The 17812-nt window shown below is 56.4% G+C and carries 18 protein-coding genes; 8 read left to right on the plus strand and 10 right to left on the minus strand.

Annotation, left to right across the window (positions count from 1 at the left end):
• Positions 1 to 107 precede the first annotated feature (107 nt).
• From ABD937_RS22825 to ABD937_RS22835, 3 genes are all read right to left on the minus strand, one after another.
• Positions 108 to 668 (minus strand): DNA/RNA non-specific endonuclease, encoded by a 561-nt coding sequence (locus ABD937_RS22825; RefSeq protein WP_345258343.1) that lies wholly within the window; start codon positions 666 to 668, stop codon positions 108 to 110.
• 100 nt (positions 669 to 768) lie between these two features.
• Entirely contained in the window at positions 769 to 1170 is a 402-nt protein-coding gene (locus tag ABD937_RS22830; protein WP_345258344.1) for a response regulator, read from the minus strand.
• A gap of 321 nt (positions 1171 to 1491) precedes the next feature.
• Complete coding sequence (locus ABD937_RS22835) at positions 1492 to 2607, minus strand: alpha/beta hydrolase (RefSeq protein WP_345258345.1); 1116 nt, start codon at positions 2605 to 2607, stop codon at positions 1492 to 1494.
• A 258-nt stretch (positions 2608 to 2865) separates the two neighbouring features.
• Between ABD937_RS22835 and ABD937_RS22840 the strand changes: the two genes are divergently transcribed.
• The 4 genes from ABD937_RS22840 to ABD937_RS22855 all read left to right on the plus strand — a co-directional run bounded on the left by ABD937_RS22840 (position 2866) and on the right by ABD937_RS22855 (position 6560).
• Entirely contained in the window at positions 2866 to 3726 is an 861-nt protein-coding gene (locus ABD937_RS22840; RefSeq protein WP_345258346.1) for a MerR family transcriptional regulator, read from the plus strand.
• Positions 3727 to 4747: 1021 nt separating this feature from the next.
• Entirely contained in the window at positions 4748 to 4945 is a 198-nt protein-coding gene (locus ABD937_RS22845) for a hypothetical protein (RefSeq protein WP_345258348.1), read from the plus strand.
• Between the two features lie 473 nt (positions 4946 to 5418).
• Positions 5419 to 5814 carry a response regulator gene (locus ABD937_RS22850; protein WP_345258349.1) on the plus strand — a complete coding sequence of 132 codons (396 nt, stop codon included), beginning with the start codon at positions 5419 to 5421 and terminating at the stop codon, positions 5812 to 5814.
• Positions 5815 to 6014: 200 nt separating this feature from the next.
• Positions 6015 to 6560, plus strand: a complete 546-nt coding sequence (locus tag ABD937_RS22855; RefSeq protein ID WP_345258350.1) for a hypothetical protein — start codon at positions 6015 to 6017, stop codon at positions 6558 to 6560.
• A gap of 116 nt (positions 6561 to 6676) precedes the next feature.
• On the opposite strand, the gene ABD937_RS22860 is transcribed toward ABD937_RS22855, so the two are convergent.
• The 6 genes from ABD937_RS22860 to polA form a co-directional block, all read right to left on the minus strand.
• Positions 6677 to 7228 carry a DUF4269 domain-containing protein gene (locus ABD937_RS22860; protein WP_345258351.1) on the minus strand — a complete coding sequence of 184 codons (552 nt, stop codon included), beginning with the start codon at positions 7226 to 7228 and terminating at the stop codon, positions 6677 to 6679.
• A gap of 152 nt (positions 7229 to 7380) precedes the next feature.
• Complete coding sequence (locus tag ABD937_RS22865) at positions 7381 to 7539, minus strand: hypothetical protein (RefSeq protein ID WP_345258352.1); 159 nt, start codon at positions 7537 to 7539, stop codon at positions 7381 to 7383.
• A 120-nt stretch (positions 7540 to 7659) separates the two neighbouring features.
• The gene (locus tag ABD937_RS22870; protein ID WP_345258353.1) at positions 7660 to 9645 is read right to left on the minus strand and encodes an alpha-ketoacid dehydrogenase subunit alpha/beta; all 1986 of its coding nucleotides are present in this window, start codon (positions 9643 to 9645) and stop codon (positions 7660 to 7662) included.
• A 250-nt stretch (positions 9646 to 9895) separates the two neighbouring features.
• The gene (locus ABD937_RS22875) at positions 9896 to 10243 is read right to left on the minus strand and encodes a phage holin family protein (protein WP_345258354.1); all 348 of its coding nucleotides are present in this window, start codon (positions 10241 to 10243) and stop codon (positions 9896 to 9898) included.
• A 331-nt stretch (positions 10244 to 10574) separates the two neighbouring features.
• The gene (locus ABD937_RS22880) at positions 10575 to 11219 is read right to left on the minus strand and encodes a DsbA family protein (protein ID WP_345258356.1); all 645 of its coding nucleotides are present in this window, start codon (positions 11217 to 11219) and stop codon (positions 10575 to 10577) included.
• 85 nt (positions 11220 to 11304) lie between these two features.
• Positions 11305 to 14112, minus strand: a complete 2808-nt coding sequence (gene polA, locus ABD937_RS22885; RefSeq protein WP_345258357.1) for a DNA polymerase I — start codon at positions 14110 to 14112, stop codon at positions 11305 to 11307.
• Positions 14113 to 14159: 47 nt separating this feature from the next.
• On the opposite strand from polA, the gene ABD937_RS22890 reads away from it, so the two are divergent.
• A complete protein-coding gene (locus ABD937_RS22890) occupies positions 14160 to 14690 on the plus strand; it encodes a four helix bundle protein (RefSeq protein WP_345258359.1) in 531 nt (176 codons plus the stop codon).
• A 153-nt stretch (positions 14691 to 14843) separates the two neighbouring features.
• Here the strand turns inward: ABD937_RS22890 and ABD937_RS22895 are convergent, their stop codons facing one another.
• Complete coding sequence (locus ABD937_RS22895; protein ID WP_345258360.1) at positions 14844 to 15011, minus strand: hypothetical protein; 168 nt, start codon at positions 15009 to 15011, stop codon at positions 14844 to 14846.
• 340 nt (positions 15012 to 15351) lie between these two features.
• On the opposite strand from ABD937_RS22895, the gene ABD937_RS22900 reads away from it, so the two are divergent.
• From ABD937_RS22900 to ABD937_RS22910, 3 genes are all read left to right on the plus strand, one after another.
• The gene (locus ABD937_RS22900) at positions 15352 to 16152 is read left to right on the plus strand and encodes a class I SAM-dependent methyltransferase (RefSeq protein ID WP_345258361.1); all 801 of its coding nucleotides are present in this window, start codon (positions 15352 to 15354) and stop codon (positions 16150 to 16152) included.
• A 94-nt stretch (positions 16153 to 16246) separates the two neighbouring features.
• Entirely contained in the window at positions 16247 to 16753 is a 507-nt protein-coding gene (locus tag ABD937_RS22905) for a carboxypeptidase-like regulatory domain-containing protein (protein ID WP_345258362.1), read from the plus strand.
• A 171-nt stretch (positions 16754 to 16924) separates the two neighbouring features.
• Entirely contained in the window at positions 16925 to 17632 is a 708-nt protein-coding gene (locus ABD937_RS22910) for a DUF4397 domain-containing protein (RefSeq protein WP_345258364.1), read from the plus strand.
• Positions 17633 to 17812 lie beyond the last annotated feature (180 nt).

A 17812-nucleotide genomic window follows, 5' to 3' on the forward strand; every position in this document is an offset into this window, starting at 1 on the left:
TTGTTTATCTCAAATGAAACAGTTTCCGCATCAAGTTGGTAGCTACCGCAGTTTAGGAAGTTAGGTTCCGTTCCTAATTTATCAGTGCTCCGGGCAAAGGATTGAAACTATCGATTGGGAAATACTTCGACTCGCCAATTCATTTTAGAGTCGCAGTATCCGAACTCCACTTCAAACGGACAGGAGCCCAAGTCGGAATAGATAGGCCTTGAAAAAACGAAGATTCCCGGATGTGCGGCAACAAACCGCTCCATTTCCCGATACCGCTTCCCTTCCTTTGACCATCCGCGGTTGATCTCCCGTTTTTGGGGAAACAAGTTAGCGTCAATGGGCCCACCGGTCGCATGGGCGATAAAATGTCCTTTGTCATAGCTGGGTCCGTATTCAGCATAAACCCGGCTGGACTTTCCTAAATATCGTCTCATTATATTCCGGTTTTTCGGGTTTACCGGATACCCGGAAATACCGAATGCGCCGAGTACTCTTGTCTCCGGAAGCTCGGGGTCGGCATCCTCGCCGGGTGGCGGGTCCCACACATGATCGATGACAAAGGCATAGCCCCAAAAGTTCTGTGTGCTGATATCGCCGTGTTTTGGGAAAGCCTCTGCGTACAAACCAGCCCAGCGGTGTACCATGTCGTCCCAAAAATGCTGCTTGATATCAGCCATGCCTGTGGCCTTCCGCTGAAGGGCCCAACTATGATAGTTTATCGGGTGATGCTGAACACTCATCGTAACGGCTAATTTTTGATTGGAAGGTTACCCGATGTCATAAAGGAGGATCACAGAGCCCTATGATTCTTTCTACATCGGTACGAATCTCCGCCAACGTATTCGATTTCTGGACTAAGTGAGCTCCATAGACAGATGCCGCACGTGAAAGCTGACCGCCATAAATGTTGGTAGAATAAAGGACTACCGGAGTTTCTTCATAGGGGTTCATTGTACGTACACGTTCAAGCGCCTCGATACCACTGAGTTGAGGCATATTCTGGTCCAGCACTACAACACAGAGGTCAAGCGATGGATTTTGTTGCATAAACTCCAAAAGCCCAATGGCGGACTCAAAAATCTTGAGCTCGTAGTCAGCATATGAATTCCAGGCCTCCTGAAAACAAAGGCGGTCGTCCTCGTCATCGTCAGCGTATAGTACAAGCTTCGCGGGCGGCATAAAGGTTAGGAAAGATAGAACATGTACTACAGGAATCCAACTTTGATTCCCACGCTCGATATCGACTACGGCGACTTTGCAATTTGGATCCAGCCACGGAGGGCATCGTAACAAGTCCATCGAACTGCTTGTCCTTCGATTAGTTACCGGCTACTTAGGCAGAAATCCCAATTGATTGCCAAGGGTAGACTTCAAACGGATCACTTGTATGAAAAGGCCCCCGTTGAAACGGGGGCCTGCTTCTTAACCACAGTCCACTGGTCGAGCCAGCGGGTAAGATTTATAGAACAGTATTTGCGGTCTTTTAATGAACAACCGCAACTATTTCAAGCGCTTCATAAGGAACTCTGTGGCCTCGCGTTGTGCCTCAGCCGCCTGCGGCAACACGGCAGCCATCCCAAAGAATTCATGGGTAACACCTTTGAAGTCTTCATAATCGGTGGTAACGCCAGCGTCCTTAAGGCGCTGCATCAACATCTTCCCTTCATCGTGCAGCGGGTCGATCTGCGCCGTGATCACTATGGTAGGCGGAAGGCCCTGAAGATTAGCCTTTACCAGCGAAATACGCGGGTCGGCCGCCTCCTGCATACCGTTCAAATAGTGTTTGGCGAACCATTCCATCATTGGCTTGTTGAGGGGCTTTGCATTGGCATAGCGAGTATAAGACTCGTTGTTCATGTCGTTGTTTGCCACCGGGTATACCAGCAATTGAGCTACCGGCATCTTGATTCCCTTATCGCGGGCCATGATGCTGACATTGCAGGCAAGGTTTCCCCCAGCGCTTTCCCCAGCGACCGCGATCCGATCCGGATTGCCTTTCAGGGATGCTGCGTTGTCATGTACCCACTGATAGGCTGCAAATGCGTCGTTGTGGGCTGTCGGAAATTTATGCTCCGGGCCTTGGCGGTAGTGCACCGAAACCACGACCGACCCCGTCTTTTCTGCCAGTGCCTGTGCTGATGGATCATAAGTGTCCAGGTTGGCAATTACCCAGCCACCGCCATGGTAGTACACGATCATAGGGTTGGCTGTATTGCCGTTCTTGGGCGTATATACTCTAATAGGCAAATTCGCACCGTTGACGCTAATAGTGCGGTCGGATTTATCCACCATCGGCGCGGGCATCGCGATATCGTTTGCCTTCATTACATCCATGACTGCCTTAGTAGGGGTTGGCTGTTTCCGTGCCTCCTGCGGAGTGAGGGTCTCTATCGGCGGAGCGCCATAGCTCTGGAGCTTTTCCACTACTACCTGCATGTTGTTGGTGATATCGGGCGCCCAGGATGGCTTTGCGCCTGCCGGGCTGAGCCGAGCCTGATTAGTTGAAGTACTGTTCAGTGTGGAACCGCTTCGTGTACCACTACAGGCACATAGGCCAACTACAAGCGCAATTGCGCCAAGTATGCATTGCCCAGTGAACATCGACATTTGTTTCATTATTTCAGGTTTTAGTGAGCGTATTATTCTTCAAGGGTGGAAAAGAAAGCATGCCCTTGAGAAGCATTCAATCGTCAAATAACCGCGCCCATCTCAGCATTAGATTGTGTTATAGACGTTCAAACAGACAATCCAATTTCCGTCTTGGTAGAGTTGTGTCTAATAATTTGGTTGTCTTTTATGTCATTTGATTCCACAGGAGCGGTTATTCTATTGCTGTGTTATTTCAATGCTCAGAGTAATAGTAATTTGCCCCTTATGCCCACCATGTCGATTTCTCAATTATCAAAGCTTTCCGGCGTAAGTGCTGGGAATATTAGAATGTGGGAAGCTCGATATCGAGTGGTAGAGCCATTGAGAACTTCGCACAACCGCCGTCTCTATAGCATTGAACAACTCGAACATTTGTCCCACGTCGCTTTATTGGTGAAAAGAGGCTTCAAGATTTCCAAGGTTGTGGGAATGAATCAGTTCGAAATGGTGGAGCGGCTTGAGCGGACGAACGATCCCGAGACACTTCAAGAGTTAATTGTAAGTCGGCTGGTCATTCAAATGGCAAAGTGTGATATCGAATCAATTGAGCATACGTTGGATGACTGTGTACTCAAATTCGGAATACATATAACGCTTGGCTCGATTGTGCTTCCCTTTATAGGAAGAACAGAACTTTTTTCCTACGCAAGCAGCGAGGCCGACGTTCACTTTGCCGTGACCGCTTTAAGGCGAAAGCTCATTTTGGGTATTGAAAGTGTCCCGGCACCATCGGTCAACGCGCAATCTGCTCTTCTCTTTTTGCAGAAAGGCGAGCATTATGACTTGATGTTGCTCTACACCAGCTACCGCTTCAAGCAGAGGGGCATGAAGACGTATTATCTCGGGACTAATGTTCCCGCGAAGTCGTTACACAACGCAATAGAGCAAAAAAAGCCTGACCTAATTTGTACATACCTCTGTCCGGGTCAAAAAATCAGTGGAGATTATTTCTTCCTTGATAAAAGCGCCTCAATCAGTGGCGATGCGGCAATCGTATACGGCAAAGCGGAATCTTTGCAAACCGAGCCCGTTATTCACGTGATGTACTATGCTGACTTGTTGAGCGCAAAACTTGAATGGGCCTGAGCTATTGAAGCTTCCAACGTAAACCCGATATGAAGGCTTTCTAAAGGCTTATTTGGGGGGCACTTGTTTAACGGAACGAGTTAGCATTGCAGCTTATTGGCCCAGGGTGGTACGCAGCGGTTTGGACTTATCAATCAATTTAGCCGGATTACTACAATCTTGTTTTTAAGAAAGAGCCCCGGCCTCGACGGGTCAGGGCTTAACCTTAACCAATTGTTTTGAACCAATTGTGCAGGAAAGTTAGCTCCAAAACCGGCATTCGGAAGTCTCTAAGCCAAAAGTGCCATAGCAATTAGCTTGTATGCTAAAGCCTTAGCGATAGAATTGAACGACCACTGCCTAATTGGTCGCTCCGTTAAATACTCCTAAGATCAAAATGGTGATTCTCTTCGCCGCTTTTATCGAGTGCAAACTTGGATTTCAAAAGACCAATTCCAAGATGATAACTCATGCTTCAATCGAGCGCACAGTCCTTTCCACTCCAGAACATATTTGCAGTGCTCGCTTGTTCCTTTCCAGGCCCTCCGCAAGTAGCTACGATTCCGCTGAATTTTCTTCCTCTGAAATAGATACGATTATTCTTGCATCGTAATCCACCCTTGCCACTTCGATATCCTGTTCACTCAGCTCGCCATTTACTGTGCAAGAACGCGAATCGGACTCGCATCCTCGTACCCTTTGACACACGATAAACTCCGCCATTTTGAACGTGCTTGGGAAATAAAGTGTAGACTCCATGGCAATTTTTTGAGCAAAATTTATACAGAGTTGCCTCCCTGCAGCCATTTATTATCCACTCCAAGCGGGCTCCATTCCATAAGAAAGAGTTTTATCTCAATTGTGGATATTGCCGCGCCTGTTTGACTCGTTTACAGAATGAGATAAAGGTGCCGCTTCATAACATGCACCGCAAAGGACGGCAGTTTGTGGCCGGGAGTTGTTATTGCTTCGAATCAAGTTACCGTGTAATCCGTCCAGATCATTATCTCTCTATCTTTAGAAGCCTGAAACCTACTTATTTATGGATCGATTGGAGGAGTGGCATGAAATGAATGCAGAACTGGCAGACCTCTCCAGGCAGTTCGCGGATGGTGTGCGCGAAAAGCGCTCAGCTACTCATTTGCGAGAACTGAATACCCGGATCGTAGGACTGCTTAAACAAATGAAGGAATACCGCGAGCATTTTGAAAGTATGCTCAAGGGGCAGGAAAAGAGGTGACAAGTGTATTTCACGCAACCGCCAAGGCTCGCAAACTCACTATCTCCCGCCATAAGTCCTTTAGCAATCGGACGGAGGCATTATCCATAAGTAGTTCGGCATAAGCAGTTTCCAAGGCGCTCAAATTCTCTATAATCTCCACTTTGCTCATAGCGGTTAGTTCGGAATATGAAATTAGTGTTTCTACGAGGAAATGTGTCGTAGATACACGATATTTATACTATGCCTAAGGATAAATACCGCAGACCGCCTAATCAGCCTTTGTACGTATTTGCACTTGTTTTGTTGCTGCTTGCGCTCCTTTTTTGCGGCTACTTCATCCTTGAAGCAGGCTAAGTTATTGACCTTTTCGAGTGATTCAAATACATCATTCCCACAGCATACACTTCTGTAGCCAGAGCGCACACATTAAAGTTCTTGTTTATAAATAGTTTCATCCAAATGAAACTAAAAATGTACCTTGTGCACCCAAAATGACTCCGCCAAAACTTGTGCTGTATGCCGATGACGATGCAGATGATCGTTACATTATGGCAAGTATGTTCGAAGCCCATTCCGACCTCGAATTGCTTACGTTTTCCAATGGAAAAGAGCTTATCTCTTTTCTGGACCATGTGGACCGGGAAGTAATCTGCGGAATTATTCTCGACCAGAACATGCCGATGATGGACGGAATGGAAACCTTGCTGGAAATACGCAAAAGGCAGGCCTTCCAGAGTACGCCGGCGATAGTATATTCCACAAATGAGTTCACAGGCAGCAATAGGAGGCCGCTAAACTTCAATGGGCGATTCATCCAGAAGCCTAACACCTTTCAGCAGATAAAGGCTGTTGTGGACCAAATTTCCGAACTTTTTAGGCAGTCATAGTTATCAAGTGCTGACTTCAAAATGACACACTATTTGGTCTAAGTTGCTGAAATGCAATAGCAGTCAAAATGACACACTACCAGAGTCCGGCGTCAGCCGGACCGTTTCTTAGCGAAACCCTTAACCCCTTCTTTTCTTAGCGGTGAAAAACACTTTGTTCCTTCATCTGCCTTCCCCCTTCAAAGTATTAATTTTCCGGCATGGAACCCGATCAACTGACCCTCGGCATCGGCACCCGGCTGCAGCACACGCACTACGGGCCCGGCGTCATCGTGGGCGTGCGCTACGCCACCTACCTCATCTCCTTCATCCACCAGGGCATCAAGGAGGTCGACAAGACCGACACGAACCTAGACGAGATCATCCCGGAAAACGTAACGGCCGAAGTGGAAACGAGCTCCGACATCGAGCGCTCGCTGCTGAAGATCCTGCGGCTCTGGGGCGGCATCACCGAGCCCGTGCCCCTCGGCGACCGCTGGCAGAAGGGGATGATGATCCTGCAGCCGGCCGACAAAACCCTGAAAGGCAAAGAGGTGCCCATCGAGGATTTCTTTCACAAGATCGTGATGCTCCGCGACCGCCTCCGTGTGATGGAGCAGCAGATCAACGCGCACAAGATCCTCAGCGATGAGGACAAGGTGAACCTGCAGCAATACATCACCCGCATCTACGGCACACTCACCACCTTCAACGTGTTGTTCCGCAACAAGGAGCAGTGGTTCGTGGGCGAGAAAGGAAAGGAGTAGAACAGCAGAACAAGGAATATCGAATAACGAAGTAGAGACGCATTCACAGGCGTCTCCCGGTACCGCATACGTATGTAGCGACCCCGCCATGGTGGGGTCTTTTTTTGCCCGACGCATCACGATGCATCGTGTACCGGATCGATAGTGTCATACACCGCCAGCAGCGCCGCATACGGATCGCCCGGAAGGCCCAGTGCCTGTGCAAACGCAGGCTCCGTCTTGAGGCCGTTGGCGCGTAGCTGCAGCACCGCCGCACGCAGCGGCTCGCCGTGCACCTGCAGCAGGTGCGCTTCCACGACCAGGTGCCGCCAGGCCTCCTGCTCGCGCACCGGCCGCGCCTGCCCGAATACCTCGAAGGGAAAGCCGTCATACGTAAAGGAAGCGAGCACGGTGCGCCGGTCGCCCACCTCCGTTTCGGAAAGAAGGAACCCGCTGCAGTTGCCGAAGTGTGCCCGTACCGTTTCGATAAAGCCCTTCGCTTCGCCATAACAACAGATGATGTCGAGATCGCTTTCCGGCCCGTCGATGCCGATCGGGACCGTGCCGCACAGCAGCGGGTCGAACGGAACGAGGGTGGTCATGATGCCGAGTGAATGCAGGCAGAGAAACGCTTCTTGCTGACGCGGGCTGCCGTGTTGCAGATAAGCAATGGTTTCGAAGGGATGCATCGGGGACAAAGGAACAATGAGACAGGGAATAAGGAACAGGGAACACGGAAGTAAGGCAGGAAAAGAAAAAGAAGTGTTTTTGAACCGCTAAGAAAAGAAGGGGCTAAGGTATTCGCTAAGGAGGGTGTTTATTAGTCTATTGGTCTATTTGTTTATTGGTAAGGTCCCGACGAGGCGAAGCTTGTCGGGATGCCGGCCGAAGCGCCGGAAGTCGTTTCTGTGCGGCTTACTTTATCGTACCGAACGATCTTACCGCAGATGCGCTCCACATGCGCGAATTCGATGCGCTGCGAGCGATCGTCCGCGTTCATCGTATCCAATCCGTGTCATCTGCGTTCCTTCTCTCCGTGTCCAACATGGGCGGATGCTCATAAAAAAAGACGCATCATGATGCGTCTGTACAGCAAGTGTATGATGAACCACTGCCGCTTCTAATACGCCAGCAATTTCCCGATCGTTTCGCCCAGCCTTGCCTTTGCCAGGAAGTTCTTTTCGAGCTCCATGTTGAAGGGTACCGGTGTGTCGAGCGAGGCGCAGCGCAGCACGGGCGCGTCGAGCAGCGTGAAGCAGTGCTCCGCGATCCAGGCCGCGATCTCGCCGCCGAGGCCGCCGGTGAGCGTGTCTTCGTGCAGCACCAGCACCTTGCCCGTAGCGGTGACCGCGCCGCGGATCGCGTCGTAGTCGAGCGGTTGCAGGGTGCGCAGGTCCAGGATCTCGATGGAGATTTCGGGGTGCGCGGCCGCGTATTCCTCGGCCCAATGCACGCCGGCGCCGTAGGTGATGATGGAGAGGTCGTCGCCGGTGCGCACGGTGCGGGCTTTGCCGATGGGCGTTTCGTAGTAGCCCTCGGGCACGGGGCCGCTGATGCTCCGGTACAGCGCCTTGTGCTCGAAGAAGAGCACCGGGTTGGGATCGTTGAAGGCCGCGATGAGCAGTCCCTTCGCATCTTCGGGAGACGACGGGTATACGACTTTCAGCCCGGGCACGTGCGTAAACCAGGCCTCGTTGCTCTGGCTGTGGAAGGGCCCCGCGCCCACGCCGCCGCCCGTAGGCATGCGGATCACCACGTCGGCATTTTGTCCCCAGCGGTAGTGGATCTTGGCGAGGTTGTTCACGATCTGGTTGAAGCCCACCGTCACGAAGTCGGCGAACTGCATCTCCATCATGCTCTTGAAGCCCTCCAGCGAAAGGCCGAGCGCGGCGCCCACGATGGCGCTCTCGCAGAGCGGCGTGTTGCGTACGCGCTCCTTGCCGAACTGCTCCACGAAGCCTTCGGTGATCTTGAAGGCGCCGCCGTACTCGGCGATGTCCTGCCCCATGAGCACGAGGTTCGGGTGCCACTCCATGCTCTGTTGCATCCCTTCCTTGATGGCATCGATCAGCCTCACCCCCGACCTCACCCCCGACCCCTCTCCAGGGGAGAGGGGAGCCAACTCCCGCGGCGCGAAGACGTCCTTAACCTCGCGCGCCGTGCTCACGATGATGGGCTCGGAGGCGAAGCCGATGGCGAGCTCGCTCTCGATAGTGCGGCGGTAGCCGTCCCGTATTTCTTCAATAGCGCTGTCGGTAAGTATGCCCTCGGCTTTGAGCCACTGCTCGTAGTTGGCGATGGGGTCCTTTGCGGCCCACTCCTCGAAGAGCGCGGGCGGCACGTACTTGGTGCCGCTCGCTTCCTCGTGGCCGCGCATCCGGAAGGTCATGCACTCCACCAGGAAGGGCTTCTGCTCGCGGATGCAGTAGTCGCGCACGCCGCGGATCGTATCGTACACTTCGAGGATGTTGTTGCCGTCGATGGTTACCGCCTCCATGCCGTAGCCTTTGGCGCGGTCGGCCAGCTGGGCGCAGCGGTACTGCTCGCGCACCGGCGTGGAGAGGCCATAGCCGTTGTTCTCGATGATGAAGATGACCGGCAGGTCCCACACGGCGGCGGTGTTGAGCGCCTCGTGGAAGTCGCCTTCGGAGGTGCCGCCGTCGCCGGTAAAGGCCAGCGACACCTTATCTTCTTTCCGCAGCTTGTGGGCCAGCGCCACGCCGTCGGCGATGGCGAGCTGCGGGCCCAGGTGCGAGATCATGCCGCAGATGTGGTGCTCCCGCGCGCCGAAGTGGAAGGAGCGCTCGCGGCCGGCGCTGTAGCCGTCGCCGCTGCCCTGCCATTGCTTGAAGAGGCGCGACAGCGGCATGTTGCGACCAGTGAACACGCCGAGGTTGCGGTGCAGGGGCATGATCCACTCGTCGGGGCGCAGGGCCTGGGTGGCGCCCACCGAAATGGCTTCCTGGCCGATGCCGCTGAACCACTTGGAGATGCGGCCCTGGCGCAGCAATACGAGCATCTTCTCCTCGATCATACGCGGCCAGAGCAGGTGGCGGTAGAGGTGCAGCAACTGCTCGTTGCGGAGGTCCCGGCGCTGAAAATCCATGGGGCGAAATTTGGGGCCAAATGTATGGGTATTTGCGGCGGTGCGCGGACTTTACCCGACAGGGTGCGGCTTCCTTCAGGTCCTGCCTGCGGCAGGACGTTCACGCGGCGGCGCAACGGCGTGGCGATAGGACTTATAGCGGCGGCTTACCATTGGGAAGCGAATGATGCTGCACATTATGATGCCCCTGACCTAATCTCCGCCGCGCCGCCGTGTGAACAGGCCGCTTGCGGCCCTCGACTTCCCGGGTTTAGTCTTTCTTAGTTTGCACGAAGCGATCAATGCTAAAGTTGACGGCAGTGATGACCGCGGCGATGGCGAGCCCGTGCCACCAGGTCCGGATGGCGAAGCCGGGGATATAGCGGTCGCAGAGGTAGAGGAGCCCGTAGTTGATGGCGATCATGATGAGGCTGAGGGTAAAGACCGTGATGGGCTGCCGGCGCACGATGGCGCGCGGCCTGACGAAGCTGTTGACCATGGCGATGAAGCAGGCGGCAAGCAGGGCGGCCGCGCGGTCGCGCACGTCGGTGCTGAGCAGGTAGAGGATCATCCCGTAGCCAGCCAGGGCAGAGAGAACAAAGCGAAGCAGGAAGTTCATGGTAGCGGTGAAAATAGGAGTAATCCGGGATTCTACAAGTTTCCCCGCCCGCCGTCAACGCCTCGCTGGAAGCGCGTCACCCTTAAAGGCTGTTTAAGTTAATAGAGCCTCCGCAGATATTGAAATCGTCGGCCGCAAGCGTCCTTTATGCACAACGGCGCAACGGCACGGCGGCGCAACGAAGAAAAAAACAACGGTTTTTCTATCCTGTCGTTGTGCCGCCCTTCGGCAAGCTCAGGGCGTCGTTGTGCCGTCGTGACACGGGGCGGCAGCCCCGTATACCGTGCTCGCACGGTCTCATTAGGCACAACACCATAACTCAAACAGCCTCTTACCGGCCCGCTTCCGCCAGCACGGCGTCGATGCGGCCCTTCAGCGTATCGTAATCGGTAAAGCCACTCGCCAGCAGGTAGAACTTCAGCTCGTCCGCCTGCAACAGCACCGCCGGGAAGCCCGTCACCTGCAGCTGCTGCACGAGCGCGAACTCGTACTGTGCCTGCTCCCTGTAGGTGTCGGACGAAAGCTTCGTGTAGAACTCGCTTTCGTCGATCCCGTACTTCGGCAGCAGGTGCCGGTAGGCCTCGGGGTCGGTGAGGTCGCGGCCTTCGAAGTTGAGGGCGTACTGCAGGTCGGCGGCGGCTTCCACCTGCCGCCCGGGTGCCGCCTCCTTGATGATGCAGAGCGCGATGGCGGCCATCGTGGAATCCGGGAACCAGTCGGTTTCTTCGGGATGGAACACGTGCCAGAGAAAGTCTTCGCCGAATTTGACGCCGGTCAGCTCCTCCACACGCGTGTACGCGGTCTGTATGTATGTCGCCATCGGCCCGAAGGGCGTCGGGGTCGAGGGCCGGATCATCCCACCCGACAGCACCTCGAACTGCAGGCCCTCCTTGTATTCTTCAGCAATGCGCCTGATCACCGGTGAAAAGCCGTAGCACCAGCCGCAGTATGCGTCGTAGCAATAGTATATCGTCATAAGATCTCAGATGTAGGATCTGAGATCTCAGATCTTTATGCGATCCAAAAAGATCACAGATCTGAGATCATCGATCCGCGATTACTTAGTGGGCCTCCAGCCAGTTGCTGCCCTGTCCTACCTCGGCGATCACCGGGATGCCGTTGGGCAGCACCATGGCCGACTGCATGGCTTCGAGGATGACGGGCTTCACGAGCTCCACCTCGTCGAGCGTAACGTCGAACACGAGTTCGTCGTGCACCTGCAGGATCATCTTCGATTTGAAGCCGTGCTTTTTGAACGCGTTGTGTACGTTCACCATCGCCAGCTTGATCATATCGGCGGCCGTGCCCTGGATGGGCGAGTTGATGGCGTTGCGTTCCGCGAGCCCTCTTACGGTGAAGTTGGCGGAATTGATATCGCGGAGCCAGCGCTTGCGGCCCATCACCGTTTGCACGTAGCCGTTGGCGCGGCAGAAGTTGATCGTCTCGTCCATATACGCAACGATGCCGGCGAACTCGGCGCGGTAGGCGTCGATGATCTCCTTGGCCTCGGCGCGCGGGATGCGCAGGTTCTCGGCGAGGCCGAAGGCGCCCTGCCCGTAGATGATGCCGAAGTTGACGCTCTTCGCTTTGGAGCGCTGCGCCTTCGTTACCTCTTCTTCGGCCACCTTGTACACCTTGGCCGCGGTGGCCGTGTGCACGTCCTTGCCCTGGCGGAAGGCATCGCACATCACCGGGTCGCCGGAGAGGGCCGACACGATGCGGAGCTCGATCTGCGAGTAGTCGGCCGACACGAGTACGTGCCCTTCGTCGCGCGGGATGAAGGCCTTGCGGATCTCCTTGCCGCGGTCGGTGCGGATGGGGATGTTCTGCAGGTTGGGGTTGTTGCTCGAGAGGCGGCCCGTTACGGCCACCGCCTGCGCGAAGTTGGTATGGATACGGCCCGTGCGCGGGTTGATCAGCTCGGGCAGTGCGTCTACGTAGGTGGAGCGCAACTTGGTGAGCTCGCGGTAGGCCACGATGTGGTCGGCGATGGGATGCTCCTTGGCGAGCTTGCTCAGCACATCTTCGCCGGTGGCGTACTGGCCGGTCTTGGTCTTCTTTGCTTTCGGGTCGAGCTTCATCTGGTCGAAGAGGATCTCGCCGAGCTGCTTGGGCGAGCCGAGGTTGAATTTCTGACCGGCGAGCTCGTATACTTTTTCCTCGTGGGTACTGGCTTCCTGCTCGAGGAGCTTGGAGTACTCCCGTAGAAACCCGGTGTCGACGCGCACGCCCTCGAACTCGATATCGCGGAGCACGGGCACGAGCGGTACTTCCACTTCGTCGAACACGCGGCGCACGCCGTACTGCTCCAGTTGCGGCTCGAACACGCCTTTGAACTGGAGGGTCACGTCGGTGTCCTCGACGGCGTACTCTTTGACCTTCTCGGGCTCCACGTCGCGCATGGTGCCCTGGTTCTTGCCCTTCTTGCCAATGAGCTCCTCGATGTGGACCGGCTCGTAGCCGAGGTACTTGGCCGAAAGCCAGTCCATATTGCGCTTGCCGTCGGGCTCGATCACGTAGTGGGCGAGGAGCGTGTCGAACAGCTTGCCCTGTATTTCTACGCCGTACCATTTCAGCATCAGCAGGTCGTACTTGGTGTTGTGGCCGATCCAGAGCTTGTCGGGGTTGGCGAAGAGCGCGTCGAAGCGTTTGAGGATCGCCTGCACTTCTTCTTTCTTCACAGGCAGCGGCACGTACCAGCCTTTGCCCACTTCCACGGAGAACGACATGCCCACGAGGTCGGCGGTATTGGCGTCGATGCCGGTGGTCTCGGTGTCGAAGGAGATCTCTTTGGCTTTGGTGAGGGCATCGAGCAGCTCTTTCCATTCGCCCTCGCTTTCCACGAGCGTGTAATCGTGCGGCGTGTTGTGGATGTTCTTGCCGGGCGTCACCACGCTGTTCTCGGTCTCTTCGCCAGGAACGGTATCGAACAAACCGGCTTGCGTACCGGCCGATTTCCTTGCGGGCGTGCCCGGCGTGTCTGGTACGTCCTCACCCAGCAGGCGCTTGATGAAGGTGCGGAATTCGAGCTCGGTGAACACCTCGCGGAGCGCGTCCTTGTTCCACTCTTTCAGGCGGAAGTCTTCCTCGTGAAAATCGACGGGCACGTCGCAGATGATGGTGGCGAGCTTTTTCGACATGATGGCCGACTCGCGGCCCTTGCGCACCTTTTCGCCGAGGGCGCCCTTGATGCTGTCGGCGTTCTCGAGCACGTTCTCGAGGGTGCCGTATTCGGCGAGCAGCTTGCAGGCGGTCTTTTCGCCCACGCCGGCGATGCCGGGGATATTGTCTACCGCGTCGCCCATGAGGCCGAGCATATCGATCACCTGGCTCACGTCTTTGATGCACCATTTGTTGCACACCTCCTCGGGGCCCATGATCTCGACCTCGCCGCCCTGGTAGCCGGGCTTGTAGATCTTCACCTTCTCGGACACGAGCTGGCCGTAGTCCTTATCCGGCGTTACCATGTACACGGTGTAGCCCAGCTTCTCGGCCTGCTTCGACAGGGTGCCGATGACGTCGTCGGCCTCGAAGCCTTCGGATTCGAGGATGGGAATGTTGAAGCCCTGGAGCATGCGCTTGATGTCGGGGATGGAGGCGGAGAGGTCCTCGGGCGCTTCCTGGCGGTTGGCTTTGTAGTCGGCAAAGTCGGTGATGCGGCCCGCCGGAGCGCCGCCCTCGAAGCACACGGCCATGTGGGTGGGCTTCTGGTTGTTGATGAGATCGATGAGCGTATTGGTGAAGCCGAACTGGGCGTTGGTGTTCTTGCCTTTGGAGGTGATGCGCGGGTTGCGCAGCAGCGCGTAGTAGGCCCGGAAGATGAGGGCCATCGCGTCGAGGAGGAAAAGCTTCTTTTCTTGAGGTTCCATGTTACGAAGGTAGAGGGGAGAGGGGGAATACTTGAATACTTGAGTACATGAGTATCCGAATACCCGAAGGGAAGGTTGAGAGAGGGAACACAGAGCGTAGGCTACGTCTACCTGATTGGATTATTCTAACGGAAAAGGTGAGGAAAAAAACAGCGTTTGATGAGAAAACACCTTTGGTTGACGGCGCCGGGGTGGCGGAGCTTTGTCTGAAAAAAGATATGGAAAAAGCAAAAGTACAGGCCCTGGAACAGCGCCTCATTCAATTCGGGGTATCCTTACTTAAGGTGACGGAATTATTACCGGACCACAAGGCAGCAAAGCACATCGAAGGCCAGTTGGTGCGTAGCGGTACGGCCCCGGCGCTGATCTATGCGGAGGCGCAGTCGGCAGAGAGCAAAGCCGATTTTCTCCACAAGATGAAAATGGGCCTGAAGGAGCTCCGGGAAACATTCGTTGGCTTGAAATTCATCGACCAGATGGCCTGGGTGGCGCAAGCAGACCTGGCCCCGCTGCTTAAAGAGAACGATGAACTCATCTCGATCTTCGTCGCCTCTATAAAAACGGCCTCCGGCAAATGACCCCTCTACCCATCCCTCAAGTAATCGGATACTCATGTACTCAAGTAATCGGGTATTCCCCGCTCCCCTGATCCCTCTTCCCTCCACCCTCAAATCGAAGGCCCCCTGGAAAGGGGGCCCTGATTACCTAAAAACGAATAAAGACATACACCCTTAACGGGCGGTGATGGAGCCTGAGTGTTCCGCTGAGGCCGTGCGCAGGGCCTGTTGGTGATAGAATCCCTGGACGTCTTCTTCCTTATAGAAAGAGATCAGGTACAGAGCGCCCATCAGGGCCAGGAGCAATACGGCATTGAGCCAGCGGTAAGGAACGGTTCTCATAAAGATTTGGTATTGGATATCGATTGACGTAAAACTACAGCGCCCGGCCACCGGCGGCCAAGTTTGCGCGCCGCTTTTTTGAAAGATCGGGCAGTTGTTCGCTGGGCGCTTCGTAGATCTACGAGGCCGCCTTCCGGGAACTTACGAAAGGGGGTGCGCGCGGGCGCTACCCGGCCCACCGTGCAGGCACGGCAGCGGGGCGCTCCTGAGCACGATGCCGCGGCGCAGGAGGCCGCTTCGGCCCCTTCGTCTTTTTGCGAAATCATCCAACCCGAACAGCTGCGCTGCTTCCGCCTGCGCCGGATGCACTAGCTTCGGGGAAGCCATCTACTCAAAGCTTATGGAACCCGACTACATCTCCGTCAACCGCGCCTCCTGGAACCGCCGCACCGCGGTGCACCTCGAGAGCAGCTTCTACGACCAGCAAAGCTTTCTCGCCGGACGCTCCTCGCTCAACGAGATCGAGCTGCCCCTGCTCGGCGACCTGCGCGGCCAGCGCGTGCTGCACCTGCAGTGCCACTTCGGGCAGGACACGATCTCGCTGGCCCGCCTCGGCGCGGCGCCTACCGGCGTGGACCTCTCCGACGCCGCCATCGACGCCGCCCGGGCCGCGGCCGACGCCACCGGCGCCGACGCCCGCTTCCTGTGCTGCGACCTCTACGACCTGCCCGCCCACCTCGACGAATCCTTCGACGTCGTGTTCTCCTCCTACGGCACCATCGGCTGGCTGCCCGACCTGGAGCGCTGGGCGGCCCTCATCGCGCGCTACCTGAAGCCCGGCGGCCGCTTCGTGTTCGCGGAGTTTCACCCCGTGGTCTGGATGTTCGACGACGCGCTGGAAACGGTGGGCTACCGCTACTTCAACTCGGGCCCGATCGTAGAGACCGAGAGCGGTACCTATGCCGAGCGGGGTGCCGATATGGAGCTTTCGTACGTGTGCTGGAACCACGGGCTGGCCGAAGTGATCACGAGCCTGCTGGATGCGGGCCTGGAGCTGCGCACGCTGCGGGAGTACGATTACGCACCCTACAACTGCCTCCGGAACATGGTGGAGGAAGAGCCCGGCCGGTTCCGGGTGGCGCACCTCGGCAACAAGATTCCGCTCGTGTATGCGCTGGAAGCGGTTTCGAAAAGGATTTAGAAGGAGTTAGAAGGTTTTGGAGGGTTTTGATGGGTTTTGTCCCGAAGCTTCGGGAGGTTTTGAGCGGTTGGTTAAGGCGGTGTACCTTGGGAGCGTGAAACCGTTCCTCCTCCTAGTGTTCCTGTTGCCGGTGCGGGCGACGGCGCAGGCCCTGCAGGGCACGCTTACCGACACGCGCTCGGGGAGTACCGTGCCTTTTGCGGGCTATTACCTGAAGGGTGCCGGCGGGCCGGCGCGCGGCACGAGCGCCGATGGCAACGGGCGGTTCCGCTTCGACGGCGTGGCGCCGGGAACCTATTCGCTTCGCTTTTCTGCAATCGGCTACCGCGATACCACGTTCACCGGCATCCGTGTTGGCGGCGATACGACGCTCCGGCTCTTTTACGCCGACTACTGCGTGTATGCGGCTGCGCGCCAACACAAGACCTGCCCCGCCTGCCGCCGCACCGACAAGGTGATCCCGATCCGCTACGGCCTGCCGGTTTCGCGTACCGGTAAGGACCCGGCCCGCGGCAACGGCACCCGCTTCCTGCTGGCGGGCTGCGAGGTCACGGGCTGCGACCCGGCCTGGTATTGCCGCCGCGACCAGACCCGGTTCTGATCGCTTCGTCGCCGACCTCCGGAGGCGGCCCTTTCCTGCAGCGATCGACGTTTCCGGTTCAGCAACCGCTTCCGGCACATCGGCATTTCACCTCATCAGCACATTATTTTGCCTGGCCGTTTCAACCATTCGAATCGCCCTGTTGTTTGTTCCCGGCAAAAACACCCCACTATGAGATCATTTCTGAAAACCGCGCTGGGCGTACTCCTGCTCAGCCTGCCCTTTGCCTCCTGCGACAAAGACGACGATGACGACGACGACACCCCTGCCGCCGGCAACGCGCGTGTGAACGTGGTACATGCCTCTCCCAACGGCCCGAACGTGGACGTACGTGTCAACAATGCGGTGGCGCTCAGCAACGTGGCCTACGGCGCCGCCTCAGGGTACCAGACCGTGACGGCCGGGAACACCAACATCAAGGTGTCGCCCACAGGCACCACTACCTACGTGATCGACGCGAACGTAAACCTAGCGGCCAATATGAGCTACTCGGTGTTCGCCGTCGATTCCGTCAGCCGCATCAAAGCTGCCGTGGTCGGCGACGACCTCACCGCTCCCGCCGCCGGCAAGGCGCATGTGCGCTTCCTGCACTTCAGCCCCAATGCCCCGGCGGTAGACATTGCCGTGACGGGTGGCGCCGTGTTGTTTGCCAACCGCTCCTTCAACGACCAGGCCACCAACGCCGCCGTCACCGGCTTCACGTCGGTGAATGCGGGTACCTACAACCTCGAGGTGCGCCTTGCCGGTCAGTCGGCGGCTGCGCTCGCCCTCCCGCCGGTGACGCTGGAGTCGGGCAAGATCTACACCGTGTATGCCAAAGGCTTCCTCGGCGGCACCGGTGCGCAGGCCCTTGGCGCCGGCATGTTCACCCACAACTAAGCAAAGCATCCCTACAACAAAAATCCCCGGCCTATGCGCCGGGGATTTTTGCTGGAAGGCAGGGTGGTTTTTGTGTGGAGGCCCCGGAAGCCTTGAGGGCCACACCCGCAATCAGGCAGCCCTTCGTATCTTCCATAGCCGGCCAGAACCGCTCAAAGCCTTTTAATACTGTCCAAAACC

Origin of the sequence: Flaviaestuariibacter amylovorans (assembly GCF_039541815.1) — a bacterium.
Lineage (GTDB): Bacteria > Bacteroidota > Bacteroidia > Chitinophagales > Chitinophagaceae > Flavisolibacter > Flavisolibacter amylovorans.

Bases quoted from the DNA above. Each gene is read 5' to 3' on its own strand.
- ABD937_RS22825 (WP_345258343.1), bottom strand. From the start codon at position 668: ATGGCTGATATCAAGCAGCATTTTTGGGACGACATGGTACACCGCTGG.
- ABD937_RS22855 (WP_345258350.1), top strand. From the start codon at position 6,015: ATGGAACCCGATCAACTGACCCTCGGCATCGGCACCCGGCTGCAGCAC.
- ABD937_RS22890 (WP_345258359.1), top strand. From the start codon at position 14,160: ATGAGTATCCGAATACCCGAAGGGAAGGTTGAGAGAGGGAACACAGAG.
- ABD937_RS22880 (WP_345258356.1), bottom strand. From the start codon at position 11,219: ATGACGATATACTATTGCTACGACGCATACTGCGGCTGGTGCTACGGC.
- ABD937_RS22870 (WP_345258353.1), bottom strand. From the start codon at position 9,645: ATGGATTTTCAGCGCCGGGACCTCCGCAACGAGCAGTTGCTGCACCTC.
- ABD937_RS22850 (WP_345258349.1), top strand. From the start codon at position 5,419: ATGACTCCGCCAAAACTTGTGCTGTATGCCGATGACGATGCAGATGAT.
- ABD937_RS22865 (WP_345258352.1), bottom strand. From the start codon at position 7,539: ATGAACGCGGACGATCGCTCGCAGCGCATCGAATTCGCGCATGTGGAG.
- ABD937_RS22840 (WP_345258346.1), top strand. From the start codon at position 2,866: ATGCCCACCATGTCGATTTCTCAATTATCAAAGCTTTCCGGCGTAAGT.
- ABD937_RS22830 (WP_345258344.1), bottom strand. From the start codon at position 1,170: ATGCCGCCCGCGAAGCTTGTACTATACGCTGACGATGACGAGGACGAC.
- ABD937_RS22900 (WP_345258361.1), top strand. From the start codon at position 15,352: ATGGAACCCGACTACATCTCCGTCAACCGCGCCTCCTGGAACCGCCGC.
- ABD937_RS22910 (WP_345258364.1), top strand. From the start codon at position 16,925: ATGAGATCATTTCTGAAAACCGCGCTGGGCGTACTCCTGCTCAGCCTG.
- ABD937_RS22845 (WP_345258348.1), top strand. From the start codon at position 4,748: ATGGATCGATTGGAGGAGTGGCATGAAATGAATGCAGAACTGGCAGAC.
- ABD937_RS22860 (WP_345258351.1), bottom strand. From the start codon at position 7,228: ATGCATCCCTTCGAAACCATTGCTTATCTGCAACACGGCAGCCCGCGT.
- ABD937_RS22875 (WP_345258354.1), bottom strand. From the start codon at position 10,243: ATGAACTTCCTGCTTCGCTTTGTTCTCTCTGCCCTGGCTGGCTACGGG.
- ABD937_RS22835 (WP_345258345.1), bottom strand. From the start codon at position 2,607: ATGAAACAAATGTCGATGTTCACTGGGCAATGCATACTTGGCGCAATT.
- ABD937_RS22895 (WP_345258360.1), bottom strand. From the start codon at position 15,011: ATGAGAACCGTTCCTTACCGCTGGCTCAATGCCGTATTGCTCCTGGCC.
- polA (WP_345258357.1), bottom strand. From the start codon at position 14,112: ATGGAACCTCAAGAAAAGAAGCTTTTCCTCCTCGACGCGATGGCCCTC.